Origin of the sequence: Curtobacterium sp. MCBD17_013 (assembly GCF_003234565.1) — a bacterium.
GTDB lineage: Bacteria > Actinomycetota > Actinomycetes > Actinomycetales > Microbacteriaceae > Curtobacterium.
Map to the genome: position 1 here is coordinate 201,887 of NZ_QKTU01000004.1, position 17,751 is coordinate 219,637.

Annotated in this window: 17 protein-coding genes; 4 read left to right on the plus strand and 13 right to left on the minus strand. The window is 72.8% G+C overall.

Features of this window, described 5'->3' with window-relative positions; genetic code table 11:
* Positions 1 to 10 precede the first annotated feature (10 nt).
* From tsaE to glmS, 5 genes are all read right to left on the minus strand, one after another.
* Positions 11 to 487 (minus strand): tRNA (adenosine(37)-N6)-threonylcarbamoyltransferase complex ATPase subunit type 1 TsaE, encoded by a 477-nt coding sequence (tsaE, locus tag DEI81_RS07025; protein ID WP_111009906.1) that lies wholly within the window; start codon positions 485 to 487, stop codon positions 11 to 13.
* 38 nt (positions 488 to 525) lie between these two features.
* Positions 526 to 1,704, minus strand: a complete 1,179-nt coding sequence (gene alr / locus DEI81_RS07030) for an alanine racemase (protein ID WP_111009809.1) — start codon at positions 1,702 to 1,704, stop codon at positions 526 to 528.
* Complete coding sequence (alr, locus tag DEI81_RS07035; RefSeq protein WP_111009907.1) at positions 1,701 to 2,786, minus strand: alanine racemase; 1,086 nt, start codon at positions 2,784 to 2,786, stop codon at positions 1,701 to 1,703. The genes alr (DEI81_RS07030) and alr (DEI81_RS07035) overlap by 4 nt, the downstream gene beginning before the upstream one ends.
* A 96-nt stretch (positions 2,787 to 2,882) precedes the next feature.
* Positions 2,883 to 3,251 (minus strand): holo-ACP synthase, encoded by a 369-nt coding sequence (locus DEI81_RS07040; RefSeq protein WP_111009810.1) that lies wholly within the window; start codon positions 3,249 to 3,251, stop codon positions 2,883 to 2,885.
* 4 nt (positions 3,252 to 3,255) lie between these two features.
* The gene (gene glmS / locus DEI81_RS07045) at positions 3,256 to 5,103 is read right to left on the minus strand and encodes a glutamine--fructose-6-phosphate transaminase (isomerizing) (protein ID WP_111009811.1); all 1,848 of its coding nucleotides are present in this window, start codon (positions 5,101 to 5,103) and stop codon (positions 3,256 to 3,258) included.
* A 120-nt stretch (positions 5,104 to 5,223) separates the two neighbouring features.
* On the opposite strand from glmS, the gene DEI81_RS07050 reads away from it, so the two are divergent.
* Positions 5,224 to 5,706, plus strand: a complete 483-nt coding sequence (locus tag DEI81_RS07050; protein ID WP_111009812.1) for a glutathione peroxidase — start codon at positions 5,224 to 5,226, stop codon at positions 5,704 to 5,706.
* 58 nt (positions 5,707 to 5,764) lie between these two features.
* On the opposite strand, the gene DEI81_RS07055 is transcribed toward DEI81_RS07050, so the two are convergent.
* Positions 5,765 to 6,823 carry an aldo/keto reductase gene (locus DEI81_RS07055; RefSeq protein ID WP_111009813.1) on the minus strand — a complete coding sequence of 353 codons (1,059 nt, stop codon included), beginning with the start codon at positions 6,821 to 6,823 and terminating at the stop codon, positions 5,765 to 5,767.
* Between the two features lie 58 nt (positions 6,824 to 6,881).
* On the minus strand, positions 6,882 to 7,259 hold the full coding sequence (locus DEI81_RS07060; RefSeq protein ID WP_111009814.1) for a DUF6338 family protein: 378 nt from the start codon (positions 7,257 to 7,259) through the stop codon (positions 6,882 to 6,884).
* A gap of 74 nt (positions 7,260 to 7,333) precedes the next feature.
* On the opposite strand from DEI81_RS07060, the gene coaA reads away from it, so the two are divergent.
* Entirely contained in the window at positions 7,334 to 8,281 is a 948-nt protein-coding gene (coaA, locus tag DEI81_RS07065; protein ID WP_111009815.1) for a type I pantothenate kinase, read from the plus strand.
* Between the two features lie 18 nt (positions 8,282 to 8,299).
* On the opposite strand, the gene glmM is transcribed toward coaA, so the two are convergent.
* The 5 genes from glmM to truA all read right to left on the minus strand — a co-directional run bounded on the left by glmM (position 8,300) and on the right by truA (position 12,584).
* Entirely contained in the window at positions 8,300 to 9,673 is a 1,374-nt protein-coding gene (gene glmM / locus DEI81_RS07070) for a phosphoglucosamine mutase (protein ID WP_111009816.1), read from the minus strand.
* Positions 9,674 to 9,695: 22 nt separating this feature from the next.
* The gene (gene rpsI, locus DEI81_RS07075; protein ID WP_111009817.1) at positions 9,696 to 10,181 is read right to left on the minus strand and encodes a 30S ribosomal protein S9; all 486 of its coding nucleotides are present in this window, start codon (positions 10,179 to 10,181) and stop codon (positions 9,696 to 9,698) included.
* A 38-nt stretch (positions 10,182 to 10,219) separates the two neighbouring features.
* A complete protein-coding gene (rplM, locus tag DEI81_RS07080) occupies positions 10,220 to 10,666 on the minus strand; it encodes a 50S ribosomal protein L13 (RefSeq protein WP_111009818.1) in 447 nt (148 codons plus the stop codon).
* Positions 10,667 to 10,845: 179 nt separating this feature from the next.
* Positions 10,846 to 11,592, minus strand: coding sequence for an MBL fold metallo-hydrolase (locus DEI81_RS07085; protein WP_111009819.1), 747 nt, complete (start codon positions 11,590 to 11,592; stop codon positions 10,846 to 10,848).
* Entirely contained in the window at positions 11,589 to 12,584 is a 996-nt protein-coding gene (gene truA, locus DEI81_RS07090; protein WP_258368544.1) for a tRNA pseudouridine(38-40) synthase TruA, read from the minus strand. Before truA ends, DEI81_RS07085 begins: the two co-directional genes overlap by 4 nt.
* A gap of 87 nt (positions 12,585 to 12,671) precedes the next feature.
* Here truA and DEI81_RS07095 point away from each other — a divergent pair, with 87 nt between their 5' ends.
* A complete protein-coding gene (locus DEI81_RS07095) occupies positions 12,672 to 13,673 on the plus strand; it encodes an ATP-binding cassette domain-containing protein (RefSeq protein WP_111009821.1) in 1,002 nt (333 codons plus the stop codon).
* A complete protein-coding gene (locus tag DEI81_RS07100; RefSeq protein WP_111009822.1) occupies positions 13,670 to 14,491 on the plus strand; it encodes an ABC transporter permease in 822 nt (273 codons plus the stop codon). Before DEI81_RS07095 ends, DEI81_RS07100 begins: the two co-directional genes overlap by 4 nt.
* On the opposite strand, the gene DEI81_RS07105 is transcribed toward DEI81_RS07100, so the two are convergent.
* Entirely contained in the window at positions 14,473 to 17,733 is a 3,261-nt protein-coding gene (locus tag DEI81_RS07105; protein ID WP_111009823.1) for a BTAD domain-containing putative transcriptional regulator, read from the minus strand. The genes DEI81_RS07100 and DEI81_RS07105 overlap by 19 nt on opposite strands.
* Positions 17,734 to 17,751: the final 18 nt, after the last annotated feature.

A 17,751-nucleotide genomic window follows, 5' to 3' on the forward strand; every position in this document is an offset into this window, starting at 1 on the left:
GCGCACAGCGTCAGACGGTGACGCCGTCCCAGCGCGGGCCCACGGCGCGGACCACCACGTGGCGCGGTTCGTCCGGGACGTCGTCCGGGTCGACGTCGTCCGCGTCGATCCCGCCCGCACCGTCGCCGGGCAGCGCAGCACCACTCGCCCGCTCGATCTCGACCTCGAGCACGTCCGCGCTGATGCCGTCCACCATGCCCCGCCCCCACTCGACGACGACGACCGAGCCGTCCCAGTCGAGGTCGAGGTCGTCGAGTTCGACCGGGTCGGACAGCCGGTACGCGTCGACGTGCACGAGGTCGACGCCCCGGGCCGTCGGGTGGGTCCGGGCGAGCACGAAGGTCGGGCTCGACACCTGACCCCGTGCGCCCATGGCGGCGCCGAGGCCGCGGGTCAGGGTCGTCTTGCCCGCGCCCAGGGGCCCCGTCAGCACGACGAGGTCCCCCGCACGGAGCACCGCTGCGAGCCGGGCTCCGAGCGCCTCCATGGCCCCGGTGCCGTCGACCACGACGTCGAGCAGCACGGTCACGGTCGGCCACCCGCACTGCGGTTCAGGACGGCGGCGCGCTGGCTGAACTCCTCGGCGTGCCGCCCGGAGTAGCGCCGTGGCACGCGTCCGCCGATCCGGCAGGCGAGCTCCTCGCCGATCGTGTCGAGCCCCGCGGCCCACTCGAGGATCGTCGACTCGCCGCGCTCGCCCGGGCCGAACAACACGACCGTGTCGCCCACACGGACGTCGTCGTCCCCGACGTCGACGAGGAACTGGTCCATCGCCACCCGGCCCGCGATCGGGTAGCGGACGCCGCCGATCGTGACCTCGACCCGTCCCTGGGCGCGCCGGGGCACGCCGTCCGCGTAGCCGACGGGCACGAGGGCGAGCGTGGTCTCGGCGGCGGTCCGGTAGGTGTAGTCGTACGAGACACCCGTGCCGACGGGGACCCGCTTGACCTTCGCGACCGACGCCGTGAGCGTCATCACGGGGGTGAGCCCGAGGTCCGCCGCGGTGACGCCGTCCGCGCCGGGGATGCCGTACGTGTTCGCCCCCATGCGGACCATGTCGTGCCGGAACTCGGGCCGTTCGAGGCCGGCGAGGCTGGCGGCGACGTGCCGGATCGGCAGCTCGAGCCCGAGTCCCGCGGCGGCGTCGACCGCCTCGGTGAACACGGCGACCGCCGCGGCGTCGTCGTCGTCGGACGCCTCCGCGAGGTGCGTGTACGCGGCGACGGCCTCGATCGCACCGGCGCGCTGGGCGTCACGGGCACGTTCGACGAGCGCAGGCCACCGGTCCGGCGTCGCGCCGTCGCGGTGGAGGCCCGTGTCGACGCCGAGGTGCACGCGCGCCGGCCGCTGGGTCACGGCCGCGACGATCCGGTCGAGCTCGGCCACGTTCGACACCCCGAGGTCGACACCGGAGTCCACGGCGTCCCGGGGGTCGAGGTCCGGGTCGTGCTGCCACGCGAACAACCGGACGTCCTCGCCGACACCGACCGAGCGCAGCCGCAGGGCCGCCTCGACCGTGAGCACCCCGAGCCAGCGGACGCCCGCGTCGACCGCGGTGAGCGCGAGGGGCACCATGCCGTGTCCGTACCCGTCGGCCTTGAGGACCACCATGACCTCGACCGGGTCCATCCACGACCGCAGGAGGTCGATGTTGGCCCGGTACGCATCGAGGTCGACGACGGCCTCGCGGAGCGGCGCGCTCACATGGTCCTCCTCGCCAGGAGGGGGCCGAGTCGTGCGACCACCTCGTAGTTGATCGTGCCGATGGCGGCCGCCCACTCCTCGACGGACGGCACCCCGGTGGCCGGGTCGCCCCAGAGGACGACCTCGTCGCCCGCCGCGACCTCCGCGTCGCCGACGTCGATGTGCATCGCGTTCATCGCCACGCGGCCGACCACCGGGAAGCGTCGGCCGCCGATCGACACCGACACCCGGTTGCCGAAGCCACGGTCGAAGCCGTCCGCGTAGCCGAGTCCGATGATCGCGAGCGTCGTCTCGCGCTCGGTGCGGTGGGTGTAGCCGTACGAGACACCGTGCCCCGCCGGCACCCGGATCGTCCGGAGGACCGACGCCGTGACCGTCATCGCCGGGCGGAGTCCGAGCTCGGCGGACGTCCGGTCCGCGAACGGGCTCAGGCCGTACAGGGACAGGCCGATCCGGGCCAGGTCGCGTCGCGTCTCGGGCACCGCGATCGACGCCGCGCTCGCCGCGAGGTGGACGACCTCGGGCACGATCCCGTGGGCGGCGAGCGCCGAGAGCGCCCGGTCGAGGGCGGCGTCCTGGGCGAGGTCGTCCTCGCGGGACGCGTTGGCCAGGTGCGACATGACGCCCTCCACCCGTGTCCGCGGCAGCGCCGCGGCAGCGGCGAAGAGCTCGGGCCACTCGGACTCGACGGCGCCGTTGCGGCTCAGGCCGGTGTCGAGGACGAGGTGGACCGCTGGCACCTCCGCGCCGGCCGCCGCGGCGAGCTGCTCGACCGACGAGACGGCTGGCGTGATGCCCTCGGATGCGGCGCGCACGAAGTCCTCGTCCGGGGCGTGCAGCCACGCGAGGATCCGGACGTCGATGCCCGCGCGCCGGAGCGCGAGGGCCTCGTCGACGTCCGCGACGCCGAGCCACTCCGCGCCCGCGTCGACGAAGGCGCGTGCCGCCTCGACGGCGCCGTGCCCGTACCCGTCGGCCTTGACGACCGCGATCACGCCCGCCGGTGCCACCCGCTCGGCGAGCGTCGCGTAGTTGGCGATCAGGGCCTCCCGGTCGACGGTGACGCCGGTGAACGCGCTCACCGGGTCACCACCACGGACGGGAGGCACGGTTCGGCCCCGGCGTGCTGGGTCGGCCGCGCGCTCCCGCGCGGCCTCCACGTATGGTCGGTCAACTCCTCAGTTCCCTTCGATGACGACGAACGCCGTCGCGATCGGTCCATCGTGCGACAGTGACAGATGGACGGCCGTCACGCCACGCGCGTCGGCCACCGCCTGGGCCCCCGCGTGCAGGGTCAGCGACGGTGCACGCTGGTCGTCCGCGACGACCTCGAGTTCCTGCCAGCTCAGTCCCGCACTCGTGCCGAACGCCTTGATCAGGGCTTCCTTGGCCGCGAAGCGGGCGGCGAGCGAGGCGGTGGGGCGGGGCTCGCCGTCCCGCAGCAGCTCCGCCGGCGTGAACAGGCGACGTCGGAGCGCGGGCGTGCGCTCGAGGACCCCGGCGAACCGACCGAGGTCCACGACGTCGACACCGATGCCGATGATCACGGGACTACTCGACGGTCACCGACTTGGCGAGGTTGCGGGGCTGGTCCACGTCGAGCCCCTTGGCCGCCGCCAGCTCCATCCCGAACATGTGCAGCGGCGCGACCGCCAGGAGCGGCTCGAACAGCGGCGTCGCCAGCGGGATGCGCAGGACCTCGTCGGCGTAGGGCAGGACGGCCGCGTCGCCCTCTTCCGCGATCGCGATGACCCGCGCCCCACGGGCCCGGATCTCCTGGATGTTCGAGACGACCTTCGGGTGGAGCGACCGCTCGTCGCGGGGGCTCGGCACGATGACGAACACGATCTGCCCCGGTTCGATGAGCGCGATCGGGCCGTGCTTGAGCTCGCCCGCGGCGAAGCCCTCGGCGTGGATGTACGCGAGTTCCTTGAGCTTGAGCGCCCCCTCGAGGGCGATGGGGTAGCCGACGTGGCGCCCGAGGAACAACACGCTCCGGGTGTCCGCCATCCAGCGCGCGAGCTCGGTCACCGAGGCGGCGTCCTCGATCGTCTGCTGCAGCTTCGCCGGGAGCGCGTCGAGCTCCGCGACCTGCGCCGCGACCTGCTCCGGCGTGAGCGTGCCCCGGAGCGTCGCGAGGTGCAGGCCGAGCAGGTACAGCGCGACACCCTGCGCCAGGAACGCCTTCGTCGAGGCCACGGCGACCTCGGGGCCCGCGTGCGTGTACAGCACGGCGTCGGACTCGCGCGGGATCGTCGCGCCCTGGGTGTTGCAGATGGACAGCGTGCGGGCACCCTGCTCACGGGCGTACTTGACCGCCATCAGGGTGTCCATGGTCTCGCCGGACTGGCTGATCGACACGACGAGGGTCCGCTCGTCGAGGACCGGGTCGCGGTACCGGAACTCGTGCGCGAGCTCGACCTCGACCGGGACCCGCGCCCACTGCTCGATCGCGTACTTGCCGAGGATCCCGGCGTACGCCGCGGTGCCACAGGCGATCACGATGACGCGGTCGACCTGGGCGAGGCGGTCCGCGATCGGCTCGAGGTCCGTCAGGGTCACGGCGCCGTCGTGCACGCGGCCGAGCAGCGTGTTCGCGACCGCCTCGGGCTCCTCGCTGATCTCCTTCGCCATGAAGCTCGACCAGCCGCCCTTCTCGGCTGCGGACGCGTCCCACGACACCTCGAACTCGCTCGCGGTCGCGGGCGTGCCGTCGAACCCGATCACCGTCACGGCGTCGGGCCGGATCGTGACGATCTCGTCCTGCCCGATCGCCAGCGCGCGCTTGGTGTGCGACACGAAGGCCGCGACGTCCGAGCCGAGGAAGTTCTCGCCGTCGCCCAGGCCGACCACCAGGGGCGAGTTGCGGCGGGCGCCGACCACGACGTCCGGCTCGTCCGCGTGCACGACGAGCAGCGTGAAGGCGCCGTCGAGTCGGGCGACCGTCCGCCGCATCGCCTCGGTCAGGTCGTGGCCGGCACGGAACTCCCGCGCGACCAGGTGCGCCGCGACCTCGCTGTCCGTCTCGCTGTGGAACGTCACACCCTCGGCCAGGAGCTCGTCCTTGAGCAGGGCGAAGTTCTCGATGATGCCGTTGTGGATGAGCGCCAACTTGCCACCGTCGGCCAGGTGCGGGTGGGCGTTGCCATCGGTCGGGCCGCCGTGCGTCGCCCATCGCGTGTGGCCGATGCCCGTGCGGCCGTCCGTCATCGGGTCGGCCTGCAGGTCGTCCTTGAGGACCTGCAGCTTGCCGGCCCGCTTGCGCGACTCGAGGTCGCCCGCGGCGTCGATCACGGCGACGCCCGCGGAGTCGTACCCCCGGTACTCGAGCCGACCCAGTCCGCCGAGGAGGACCTCCAGACTGCTGCCGTTGCCGACGTACCCGACGATGCCACACATGCGCTCGATCCTATGGGGTGCGCGGCCGGGAGCCCGCCGCACGGGCGTCGCGCGATCGCCCTGCCGGTCGCCGGTCCGGGGACACGCACGGCGCCCAGCTGCCGGGTCTAGCTTCGGCCCGTGACCCTCACCGACATCCCGATCACCACGCTCCAGGGCGAGCAGACCACCTTCGGCGCGTTCACCGACAAGGTCGTCCTCGTGGTGAACGTGGCCTCCCGATGCGGCCTCGCGCCGCAGTACGAGCAGCTCGAGGAACTCCAGCGCCGGTACGGCGACCGTGGGTTCACCGTCCTCGGGTTCCCGAGCAACCAGTTCCTGCAGGAGCTCGGGTCGTCCGAGGCCATCGAGGAGTACTGCAGCACCACCTGGGGCGTCACGTTCCCGATGTCCGAGAAGGTCAAGGTGAACGGCCGCGGCGCCCATCCGCTGTACCAGGAGCTCAAGCAGACCCCGGACGCGAACGGCAAGGCCGGACGGGTGACGTGGAACTTCGAGAAGTTCGTCGTGACGCCGGACGGCGCCGTCCACCGGTTCCGGCCCACGACTGTGCCGGACGACCCGGCGATCGTCGCCGTGATCGAGGCCGCGCTCCCCGCCTGAGCCTGCGGGCGAGGCCCCGCACGCTCGGTGGCGTGCGGGGCCTCGGACCGACCGGCGGTCAGTCCTGGTGCAGGTGTCGCCCGATGAGGCTGAGGTCGGCCGCGCTCGACCGACCGTCCGCCGTGTTCGCCTGGTGCCAGTACGGGTACTGCAGCGGGGTCGCACTCGCGTCGTCGAGGCGGGCGATCTCGTCCGCGGAGAGCTGGACGTCTGCCGCTCCGAGGCTGTCGGTGAGCTGCTCCTCGGTCCGCGCGCCGACGATCGCCGAGGTGACGCCCGGCTTCGCGAGCGTCCAGGCCAGGCCGACCTGCGTCGCGGTGACGCCCCGCTGCTCGGCGATGTCGACGAGCACCTCGATCGTGTCGTACAGGCGGTCCTCGTCGTCGATGGGCGGCTCGGTCCAGCCCTCGAAGCGCCGCGAACCCTCGGGCACGTCCTGACCGCGACGGTACTTGCCGGTGAGCAGCCCGCCCGCGAGCGGACTCCAGACGAGGATGCCGATGCCCTGGTCGAGCGTGATCGGCACGAGCTCGTTCTCGGCGTCGCGGGACTGCAGCGAGTAGTAGATCTGCTGGCTCGCGAAGTGCTCCAGGTGGTGCTTGTCGGAGGCCCACATCGCCTTCATGAGGTGCCATCCGGAGAAGTTCGACGCACCGATGTACCGCACCTTGCCCGACCGGACGAGGTCGTCCAGCGCGCTCAGCGTCTCCTCGAGGGGCGTCGAGCCGTCCCAGCCGTGCAGCTGGTAGAGGTCGATGTGGTCGGTACCGAGCCGACGGAGGCTGTCCTCGGCGGCCTTGACGATGTGGTGACGGGACAGCCCGCCGTCGTTCGGCCCGGGGCCCATGCCCCCGCGGACCTTCGTGGCGATGAGCACGTCCTCGCGCGCGCTGCCGAGCGCCTGGCCGAGGATCTCCTCGGACGCGCCGTCGGAGTAGACGTCGGCCGTGTCGATGAGGTTGACGCCCGCGTCGCGCGCGATGTCGATCTGCCGGCGAGCCCCATCGACGTCGATGTGGCCGACCGGACTCGCCCAGCCGGTGCCGGCGAACCCCATCGTGCCGAGGCTGATCGTGGAGACCTGCAGTCCCGTGTTGCCCAGATGACGGTATTCCATGCGGCCGACCCTACTCAGACAACAGACAGCAGTACGCCCAGGAGAGCGACGCGCTCGGTCACTTCGACGAGGCCTGGGGCGGGAACTGCTCCTGTATGAAGACGTCTCGTGGCTGCGGATAGGTGGACACGAAGCTGGCCCCGCTCATCCAGCCGCCGACGCGCTGTCCGTCGGGGAGCGATATGCGGATCCACTTGTCGCCCTGTCGCCGGGCGGCCTTGTCCCAGGCAGTGGGCGTGCTCTCGTAGGCGGTCTGCCGCCGCGGCAGCTTGAGCCAGCTCGGCCACCACTGCACGGTCGGCGCCTCGAGACGGAGTTCCGCGTGGAGGCCCAGGGCCAGTGCGGTGGGGACGACGACCGCCATCACGAGGATCGCGACGCCGGCGAGCGCCGGCTGTGCGCTCAGGGTCTCCCGCGGTGCTGTGATCCGGTCCACCCGCCGTGGACAGCACGTCGTCCACACCGCGTCGGCTCGGAGACTGCACCATCCTCTCGTCTACCCTCGTCCTCATGGCCAACGCCCACGCGGAGACCGTCGCCCACCCGACGCCCTTCGTCGAGATCGACCGCCCCGAGTGGTCCGCCCTCGCACCCTCCCAGCACCTCGCGCTCACCGAGACCGAGATCGTCCAGCTCCGCGGGCTCGGCGACCGGCTCGACATGGACGAGGTGCAACAGGTCTACCTCCCGCTGTCCCGGCTGCTCAACCTCTACGCGGCGGGCGCCCGGAGCCTCCACGCGGCCACGAGCGGGTTCCTCGGCGAGCGAGCGTCACGCACGCCCTTCGTGATCGGCGTCGCGGGGTCCGTCGCGGTGGGCAAGTCCACCGTCGCGCGGCTGCTCCGCGAGCTGACGAAGCGCTGGGAGGACACCCCGCGGGTCGAACTCGTGACGACGGACGGCTTCCTCTACCCGAACGCGGAGCTCGAGCGCCGCGGGATCATGGACCGCAAGGGGTTCCCCGAGTCCTACGATCGCCGCGCCCTGCTGCGCTTCGTCAGCCAGGTCAAGAGTGGTGCGGCCGAGGTCCGCGCCCCGTTCTACTCACATCTGCAGTACGACATCGTGCCCGACGCCGAGATCGTCGTCCGCCAGCCCGACGTGCTCATCGTCGAGGGGCTCACGGTGCTCGCACCACCCGTCAACGGCGGCCTGGCACTGTCGGACCTCTTCGACTTCACGATCTACGTCGACGCGAAGACCCGCGACATCGAGTCCTGGTACGTCGACCGCTTCCTCGCCCTGCAGCAGGCGGCCTTCGCGGACCCGAACTCGTTCTTCCACCGCTTCGCGACGCTCTCCCACGAGGACGCCGTCCGCACCGCGACGGACGTCTGGCGGAGCATCAACGAGCCGAACCTCCTCGAGAACGTCCTGCCGACGCGATCCCGGGCGACGCTCGTGCTCAAGAAGGGCGCAGACCACTCCGTCTCGAGCGTGCTGCTCCGCAAGATCTGACGCACCACCCGGCCGTGATCAGGCCGCGTCGAGTCCGAGCCGGTCGTGCACGACCGCGGCGAGTTCGTTGGCGACGCGCTCCGCGGTCGCCTGGTCCGCCGCCTCGACCATCACCCGGACCACGGGTTCGGTGCCCGACGGCCGGAGCAGGACCCGCCCGGTGTCACCGAGCGCTGCCTCGGCGCCCGCGATGGCGCGCTGGACACCGGCGTCGTCGAGGCCGTGCCGGTCGACACCGCGCACGTTGACGAGCACCTGCGGGAACACGGTCATGCACGCGGCCAGTTCGGCCAGGGTCTTGCCCGTGCGGGCCATCTCGGCGACCAGGTGGAGCCCGGTCAGGATGCCGTCGCCGGTCGTGGCGAACTCGTTGAAGATGATGTGGCCCGACTGCTCGCCGCCGAGCGAGTACCCGCCCTCGACCATCTTCTCGAGCACGTACCGGTCGCCCACGGCGGTCTCGAGCACCGCGATGTCGTTCTCGGCCATCGCCCGGCGGAGACCGAGGTTGCTCATGACCGTGGCCACGAGCGTGTCGTCCTGCAACCGGCCGCGCTCCTTGAGGGACAGCGCGAGGATCGCCATGATCTGGTCGCCGTCGATCGCGTTGCCCTCGGCGTCGACCGCCAGACACCGGTCGGCGTCGCCGTCGTGGGCGATCCCGACGTCGGCGCCGGCCTCGAGCACGGCGCGGGCGAGGTTGTCGATGTGGGTCGACCCGACGCCGTCGTTGATGTTGACGCCGTCCGGGTCGGCACCGATGAGGGTGATCCGCGCGCCGGCGTTGACGAACACCTCGGGCGACACCGCGGCCGCGGCCCCGTTCGCACAGTCGAGGACGACGTGGATGCCGTCGAGCCGCGCGGGCAGGGTGCTCAGCAGGTGGACGACGTAGCGGTCCTCGGCGTCGGCGAAGCGGGTGATCCGCCCGACGTCGGCGCCGGTGGGCACCGGGACCTCGGCGCTCCCGATCGCTGCCTCGATGCGGTCCTCGACCTCGTCGGGGAGCTTCCGGCCGCCGGCGGCGAAGAACTTGATCCCGTTGTCGGGCGCCGGGTTGTGGGACGCGGAGACCATCACGCCGAAGTCCGCGTCGATGTCGGCGACGAGGAACGCCGCCGCGGGGGTGGGGATGACCCCGGCGTCGAGGACGTCGACGCCGGCGCTCGCCAGGCCGGCCGCGACGGCCGCGCCCAGGAACTCCCCGGAGACGCGCGGATCGCGCGCCAGGACCGCGATGGGACGCGGCCGACCGGACGCACGACGTGCGTCCGCGTGGTGTCCGTGCGTGAGCACGGCCGCGCTCGCCTGGGCGAGGCCCAGTGCGAGCGCGGCCGTCAGCTCGCCGTTGGCGAGACCACGAACACCGTCCGTTCCGAACAGACGTGGCACGGTGATGCCGTCCGAAGCGCGATCAGCGCTTCGAGAACTGCGACGCCTTACGGGCCTTCTTGAGACCGGCCTTCTTGCGCTCGATGACGCGGGCGTCACGGGTGAGGAAGCCCGCCTTCTTGAGCGTGGCGCGGTTGTTCTCGCGGTCGATCTCGTTGAGCGCCCGGGCGATCGCCAGACGCAGCGCGCCGGCCTGGCCCGAGGGGCCTCCACCGGTGATGCGGGCGGTGACGTCGTACGAACCGATGAGCTCGAGGACCTTGAACGGGTCGTTGATGAGCTGCTGGTGGAGCTTGTTCGGGAAGTAGTCCTCGAGCGAGCGGCCGTTCACCGAGAACGTGCCGGCGCCGGGGACGAGGCGCACGCGGGCGATGGCCTCCTTGCGGCGACCGACGGCCGCGCCCGAGACGTTGAGGATCTGACGAGGAGCCGCCTCCGAGGTCGCCGGGGCGCTCTCGGTGCTGAAGCTCGACGGGGTCTGGTCGATGGAGTCTGCGATCTGAGCCATGAGTGTGGAGTCCTGTGTCTTCTGCTGCGTGGCCGTCGTTACTGCGCGACCTGGTCGAGGGTGTACGGCGTCGGCTGCTGGGCGACGTGCGGGTGCTCGGGACCGGCGTAGACCTTGAGCTTCTTGAGCTGGGCGCGGCCGAGGCTGTTCTTCGGGAGCATGCCGCGGATCGCCTTCTCGACGGCGCGGGTCGGGTGCTTCTCGAGCATCTCCGGGTAGGTCGTGGCGGTGATGCCGCCCGGGTAGCCGGAGTGCCGGTAGTACGTCTTCTGCGCCAGCTTCGAGCCGGTCAGGGCGACCTTCTCGGCGTTGACGATGATGACGAAGTCACCCATGTCCATGTGCGGAGCGAAGGTGGCCTTGTGCTTGCCGCGCAGGAGCGCCGCGGCGTGCGAGGCGAGGCGGCCGAGGACGACGTCGGTGGCGTCGATGACGAGCCACTTCGGCTGGACGTCCGCGGGCTTCGGTGAGAACGTGCGAGTCACAGGTGTGCTGCTTTCGTGTCGAGGTGAGGTGTCCGTGAATCCCACTCCGGTGGGGTGTTCCGCGGGGCGACGCCCGGCGAACGCTCCGGTGGAGGGCTCAACTTCGGGTCCGACGCACGAGGCGCAGACCAATCGACGACACTACCGGAGCGTGGCGGTACCGTCAAACCTCGACGGACTCAGTGCCCGATCGGGACCCAGCGGTCACCGACCCGGTGCACGGCGGGCCCGTGGCCCGGCAGCACGATCCCCGGCAGGGGCAGCGCCGCGGCCGACTCCACAGCGGTGGCCGTGTCCGCGGTGAACAGGGCCCGGATCATCCGCGGCCGCGGCGACCACGACCGGGGCTGCACGTCGTGGTGCGTGACGACCGCGTCGCCGGTGACGAGCGCGTCCGCGGCGGGCAACAGGTACGCCGTCGACCCGAGCGTGTGCCCGGGGGCCGGCAGGGGTGCGATGGCCCGCTCGTCGAAGTCGCGAGCCGTGAACGCGCGGACCGGGGGCACGGTCACGGGATCGAGGCCGCCCGAGCGGACGGCACGGGCGGCCCAGCCGAGCACCCGCGGCGCCACGATCCGGCCACCGATGTCGCCGAGCGTCGCCTGGTCCCGCTCGGGCCCGCGCACGGCCGCGACCTCGTCGGCGTGGGCCAGCACGGTCGCGCCGGGGTGGGCCTCCAGGATCGCGGGGAGGCCACCGATGTGGTCGACGTGCCCGTGCGTGACGTACACCCGGCGCAGGTCGGCCGGGTCGTGTCCCGCGTACCGGATGGTGTCGAGCACGAGTCCGGCGTCGGCGGGGTACCCGGCGTCGACGAGGGCGACCCCGTCCTCCTCGGCGAGCACGACCCAGTTCGACACGGGTCCCTCGACGAACACCACGCCCGGTGCGACCGCGACGACGGCCCGGGGCCTGCGCCGGCTCACGCGCGTCGCTCCGCGACCGCACCCGACCCTGCGGGGCCTTCCGGGACGGCGGTGGGCGCGGCGGTGCTGATGGCCACCTCTCGAGCCTGGTCGGCCTCCGACCGGTGCCCGTCCTGGTCGCGGCGGGCCCGGGTCTGCTCCGCGCGGGCCGCGAGCTCGTCGTCGGGCGGGTAGCCGACCTCGGTGAGGACGAGCCCCTTCGCCGGGGCGACCGTGAACGCGCTCGTGCGCACCGCCTCCTCGCGCAGCTCCGCCAGCCGGTGCGGCGCGAGCCGCCCCTCGCCGACCGCGAGCGACGCACCCACCATCGCCCGCACCATGCTGTGGCAGAACGCGTCGGCCTGGAGGGACGCCACGAGCACGCCGTCCGGCTCACGGTGCCATCGGAACTCCTGGAGCGTTCGGATGGTGGTGGCGCCCTCCCGCGGCTTGCAGAACGTGGCGAAGTCGTGCAGGCCGAGCAGCGTCAGGGCGCCCGTCTCCATCGCGCCCTCGTCGAGGCGCGTGGGGTACCACAGCGTGTGGCCGCGGCGGAGCGGGTCCCGCGGTGCCCCGAGGTCCGCGACGCGGTACGCGTACCGTCGCCAGACCGGGGAGAACCGGGCGTCGAACCCCGGCGGCGCGACCGCGACGGCCGTCACCACGACGTCACTGTCGAGCCCCGCGATGCCGTTCAGGCGGTGCAGGAGGGCGTCCGTCGGCAGCCGCTGGGGTCGGCCGGCCGCACCGCGGTGCGGTCGAGCGAGGCTCCCCCACTGTTCGGGGGTGAGGTCACAGTGGGCGACCTGCCCCGTCGCGTGCACGCCCGCGTCCGTCCGGCCCGCCACCGTGAGGCGGGGCGCCGGACCGGAGCGCCGGAACACGGTCTCGAGCGCGGACTCGAGTTCGCCCTGCACCGTCCGGAGGGTCGGCTGCCGAGCCCATCCGGCGAACCCGCTGCCGTCGTAGGCGATGTCGAGCCGGAGACGCACGGAGCCGGCCTCGTCTGTCACGGAACGAGGGTACCGGCGTCAGCACCACGTCAGTGCCACGTCAGCGCCCGCCCGGAGCATGGGCACCGTCGAACGAAAGGACACCCCATGAACGACCAGGCGACGCTCGCCGTCGAGGCGACCGGCCTCGTCAAGACGTTCGGGCAGAACCGTGCGGTGGACGGCGTCGACCTGCGGGTCGAGGCGGGCACCGTGTACGGCGTGCTCGGGCCGAACGGCGCGGGCAAGACCACCACCATCAGCATGCTCGCCACGCTGCTCAAGCCCGACGCGGGCGAGGCACGCATCTTCGGACACGACGTGCGGCACGAGGCCCAGGCGGTCCGACGGCTCATCGGCGTGACCGGGCAGTACGCCTCCGTCGACGAGACGCTCAGCGCGACCGAGAACCTCGTCATCTTCTCCCGACTGCTCGGCCTCGGTCGGGCCGAGTCGCGGGCGAAGGCCTCGGACCTCCTCGAGCGCTTCGGACTGACCGAGGCCGCGAAGCGCCCGCTCAAGGCGTTCTCCGGCGGGATGCGGCGGCGGCTCGACCTCGCCGCGAGCCTCATCGCGCAACCGCCACTCATCTTCCTCGACGAGCCGACCACCGGGCTGGACCCCCGGACGCGTGCGCAGATGTGGGACACGATCCGCGAGCTCGTCGCGACCGGATCGACCGTGCTCCTCACCACGCAGTACCTCGACGAGGCCGACCAGCTCGCCGACCGCATCGCCGTCATCGACCGTGGACGCGTCGTCGCCGAGGGCACGGCGGACGACCTCAAGGCATCGGTGGGCACCGCCTCCCTGCAGCTCCGGCTCGCGGACGCCGCCCGGCTCGGTGCGGCGCAGGCGATCGTCGAGCGGATCCTCGGGGCCGGCGCCGCCGTCTCACCCGAGGGCGCCCGCATCACCGCACCGATGGCCGACCCGGACCGCGTCGCGGACCTGCTCGTCGCGCTCCGCGACTCGGGCGTCTCCCTCGCCGAGATGAGCGTGCAGAAGCCGACGCTCGACGAGGTCTTCCTCACCATCACCGGGCGGAGCGTCGCGCAGGACGACCCGACCGACGACACCGACCGCGTCCTCGAAGGGACCCTCGCATGACCGCCATCACCAGCACACGCCGCACCGTCACCCCGCGCCCCGGCGTCGGCGGTTCCGGACTCGGGGCCACGGTCCGACAGTCGCTCACCATGGCGTACCGCGGGCTCATCAAGGTGCGTCGGACGCCGGAGCAGCTCTTCGACGTCACGCTCATGCCGATCATCTTCACCGTGATGTTCACGTACATCTTCGGCGGGGCCATCGCCGGCGGCGTGACGGCCTACCTCCCGATCATCATCCCGGGCATCCTCGTCCAGACGAACATCACCTCGTCGATCGTCACGGGCGTCCAGCTCCGCGAGGACATGGACAAGGGCGTGTTCGACCGGTTCAAGTCGCTGCCCATCGCCCGCATCGCCCCGCTCGCCGGAGCGCTGCTCGCCGACACGGTCCGCTACGCGATCGCGACGACCATCACGTTCGTCGTCGGGTTCTGCATGGGCCTGCGTCCCGAGGGCGGCTTGGGGTCGGTCGTCGCCGCGGGACTCCTCGTCGTCGTGGTCGCCTGGGCGATCAGCTGGGTGTTCGCGTTCTTCGGCGTCGTCGCGCGCACCGCGTCGAGCGTCTCGGGCATCTCGAACATGGTCCTGTTCCCGCTGACGTTCCTGTCGAACGCGTTCGTCCCCGCCGACACGCTGCCGTCCTGGCTCCGGTGGTTCAGCGAGGTGAACCCGATCTCGCACCTCATCACCGCCGTGCGCGACCTCGTCAACCACGGGCAGGTGGGCAGCGACCTCGTGCTCTCGCTCGTCGGCGCCGCGGTCGTCGTCGCGGTCTTCGCCCCCTTGACCGTCCGCGCCTACATGCGGAAGGCCTGAGCCTCCGCCCGCCGCGGGACGCGGACCTGTTCGAGCAGCGCTCGGGCCCGCGCGACGGCCTCGGCCCGGTCCAGACCGGCCGAGGCCGTCTCGGCGTCCGCGAGGGCGGCCCGTCCCGTCCACCGCGCGAGCACGTCCCGGACGCGCTCGTACCGGAGCACGGCGAGGTCCTGCCGCGCTCCCACGCGCACGGCGGTCCCCCAGATCGCCGCGACGAGACCCGGTTCGACGCGCTGCGTGGTGGCCCCCCACAGGGCAACCGCGATGAGCGCGTCGCCGATCACCGGCAGGTCGAGCCACCACGCGCCGATGCGGATCGCGACGAGCGCGCCGACCTTGGCCACCCGGGCCGCCTCCGTCGCCCTGCCGTCGTCCGGGAGGCGCGGTGCACCCCCGTCCCGCTCGCGGGCCTCCAGGTCGACAGCGATGCGCGCCGCGGCGACCATGAGCGTCCACTGCGGTGCCTGCTTCATGTGGTCACGGACGTACGCGAAGCCGCGGTCGTACTCCTCCAGCGCGGTCTGCACGTCGCCCTCGGCGCGGGCGGCCTCCGCCCGGACGGCGAACGCGAGCGTCCGGAACTGGAGTCCGTCGTCGTCGAGTCGGGCGCCCGGTCGGGGCAGGTCGAGGTCGACCGCGACGGCGCGCGCCCGGTCCGGCTGACCGGCAGCGGCGGCAGCCAGGCCCATCGACCAGCTGATCTCGGCGAGGTCGTCGTCCGCGCCGAACCACTGCAGTCGCTCCCGTGCCCGATCCGCGGCGACCAGTGCCTCCTCGGGGTGCCCGGTCTGGGTGAGGAGCTGCACGCGGGACACGTCGGCCGTTCCCGCCGTCCAGAGGTCGCCGTGGGCGCTCGCGAGCGCCTCCGCCCGGCGGGCGTAGCGGAGCGCGTCCGCCACGTCGCCCGCGTTCTCGGCCAGGGGCGCACTGATCGTCAGGGCGAAGCACGCGACCTCGGGATCGTCGTCGTCGCGGAGGCGGGCGAGGGCCGCCATCGCGAGGTCGGTGCGTCCGATCGCGGTGAAGAGCTCCGCCTGCGCATCCGCCAGGCGGACTCCGGTCGGACCGTGCTGCCGACGCAGTCGGCGCAAGGCGGACACGGCGACGGCGGCCGTCCGGAGGTCGGTGAACGCCGACGACGCCCCCATGACGGTGAGGGCCACGACGGTGGGCAGGAGCAGGTCGGGGTCGGGCGCGCCGCCCGCCAGCGCCGCGACGACGTCGGGCGCGATCGCCACGACCTCCCCGTGCACGCCCCGGAGTGACCAGTAGGTCCCGAGCGCTGCGGCGATCGGCGCGATCGCCCTGTGGTCGCCCCGGCCGAGCGACCACCGCAGGAGCGCGACGAGGTTGTCGACCTCGCGTTCGACCTCGCGGAACACGCGGCGCTGGCCGGGACCGGCGAGGAGCACGTTCCGAGCGAGGGCGTGGGCCGCGCCCCACCGGATCATCACCGTGCGCACGTCCTCGGTCGTACCCCGCTCGGTGAGCCGCGCGGCACCGAACTCCCGGACCGTCTCGAGCAACCGGTAGCGTGCGGGCTCGCCCTCGCGCTCCGTCAACTGGACGAGCGACTGCTCGACGAGTTCCGCGAGGTCGTCGAGCGCCGTGTCGACCCGGTCCGGGCGCACGACGGCCTCGACCGCCTCCACCGCGACGCCGTCCGGGAACAGCGCCAAGCGGGTCAACAGGTCCTGGGCGCCGTCGTCGAGGAGCCGCCAGCTCCACTCGATCACGGCGAGCAGCGTCCGATGCCGTTCGGGCGCGGTCCGATCGCCTCCGCGGAGCAGGGCGAATCGGTCGTCGAGCCGTCGCTCGATCTCGTCGACACTCATGCCGCGGACGCGTGCCGCCGCCAGCTCGATCGCGAGCGGCGAGCCGTCGAGCCGGGCGCAGATCCGACGGACCGCATCGACCGGCAACACGGCGCCGGGCCGGGCGGCCCGGGCACGCTCGGTGAACAGCCGGACGGCGGCGCCGTCGGCCTCGACCGGCAGGGGCGGGAGTGGTGCGACCACCTCGCCCGGCACCGCGAGCGGGGCACGTGACGTCGTGAGCACGCGGAGGCCCGGGACCTCGCCGAGCAGGTCGACGACGAGTGCGGCGACCTCCCCGACGACGTGTTCGCAGTTGTCGAGCACGAGCAAGGTCGGCGCTTCCCCGAGAGCCCGGAGGACCCGTGACCGGAGGTCCGCGAGCACGACGTCCCGGAGTGACCGTCCGGCGCGGAGTTCCGCGATCCCGAGCACCGCGCCGAGCGCGGGGACGATGTCCGCGCCGTCCGTGAGCGAGGCGAGCTCGAGGACGACGACGGCGACGTCGGGCGCGGTGCGCCCCGCGACCTCCTGCGCGAGCCGGGTCTTGCCGAGGCCTCCGGCACCGAGGACCGTGACCAGCCGCTCCTCCTCGACGAGCCGCTCGACGGCCTCCACCTCGGCGTCCCGGCCGATGAGCGTGGTCGGGGATCGGCGCAGACCGAGGCGCCGCACGGACCGGGCCGACGTCGACGTCGCTCGGAGGATCTCGATGTTGAGCCGCACCAGGTCCGCCGACGGGTCCGCGCCGAGCTCCTCGGCCAGGCGATCGCGGTGTCCTGCGAACACCGTGAGGGCCTCGGCGCCCCGTCCTGCCGCGACGAGTGCCCGCATGTGCCCCGCGACCGCAGCCTCGTCGAACGGGTGGGCCACGACCTCCTGCTCCCACAGCCGCGCCGCGCCGTCGGGGTCGTCGCACGCCGAGAGCGCCTGGGCCAGGGCGCGCCGCAGGGTCCGCTGCACGGTCGCCGCCCGGTCCGCGAGCTCCTCGGCGACCGGTCCCTCGAGGTCCGCACCCGGCTCACCGCGCCACGTGGCCAGCACGGCCGATGCCCGGCGGGCCGCGCCGGCTGGATCGGTCCGGAGTTCGTCGGAGATCCGCCCGGCGACCTGCTCGGCCCGTCCCAGGTCGAGCGCCGACGGGTCCAGGGCCAACCGGTAGCCGGTGCCCGTCGACGCAACGACGCCCTCGACGGTCGACCGCCGTACCCGCGACACCAGGGTCTGCAGCGCGGCGCGCGCCCCCTTCGGCGGGGTGTCGCCCCAGAGCTCGTCGATGAGCGTCTCGGTCGTGGCGGTGTTGCCCCGGGCGAGCACGAGGACCGCGATGAACGTCCGGGCGAGCGCGCCGGGCAGCGGATCGAGGTCCCCTGCCGGGGACTCGACGAGCACCGGGCCGAGGACGGCGACGCGTGGCTGACCGGTCACGCGTCGAGTCTAGGGACC

Bases quoted from the DNA above. Each gene is read 5' to 3' on its own strand.
- DEI81_RS07100 (WP_111009822.1), top strand. From the start codon at position 13,670: ATGACCGCCATCACCAGCACACGCCGCACCGTCACCCCGCGCCCCGGC.
- glmS (WP_111009811.1), bottom strand. From the start codon at position 5,103: ATGTGTGGCATCGTCGGGTACGTCGGCAACGGCAGCAGTCTGGAGGTC.
- tsaE (WP_111009906.1), bottom strand. From the start codon at position 487: ATGGAGGCGCTCGGAGCCCGGCTCGCAGCGGTGCTCCGTGCGGGGGAC.
- coaA (WP_111009815.1), top strand. From the start codon at position 7,334: ATGGCCAACGCCCACGCGGAGACCGTCGCCCACCCGACGCCCTTCGTC.
- DEI81_RS07095 (WP_111009821.1), top strand. From the start codon at position 12,672: ATGAACGACCAGGCGACGCTCGCCGTCGAGGCGACCGGCCTCGTCAAG.
- DEI81_RS07055 (WP_111009813.1), bottom strand. From the start codon at position 6,823: ATGGAATACCGTCATCTGGGCAACACGGGACTGCAGGTCTCCACGATC.
- rpsI (WP_111009817.1), bottom strand. From the start codon at position 10,181: ATGGCTCAGATCGCAGACTCCATCGACCAGACCCCGTCGAGCTTCAGC.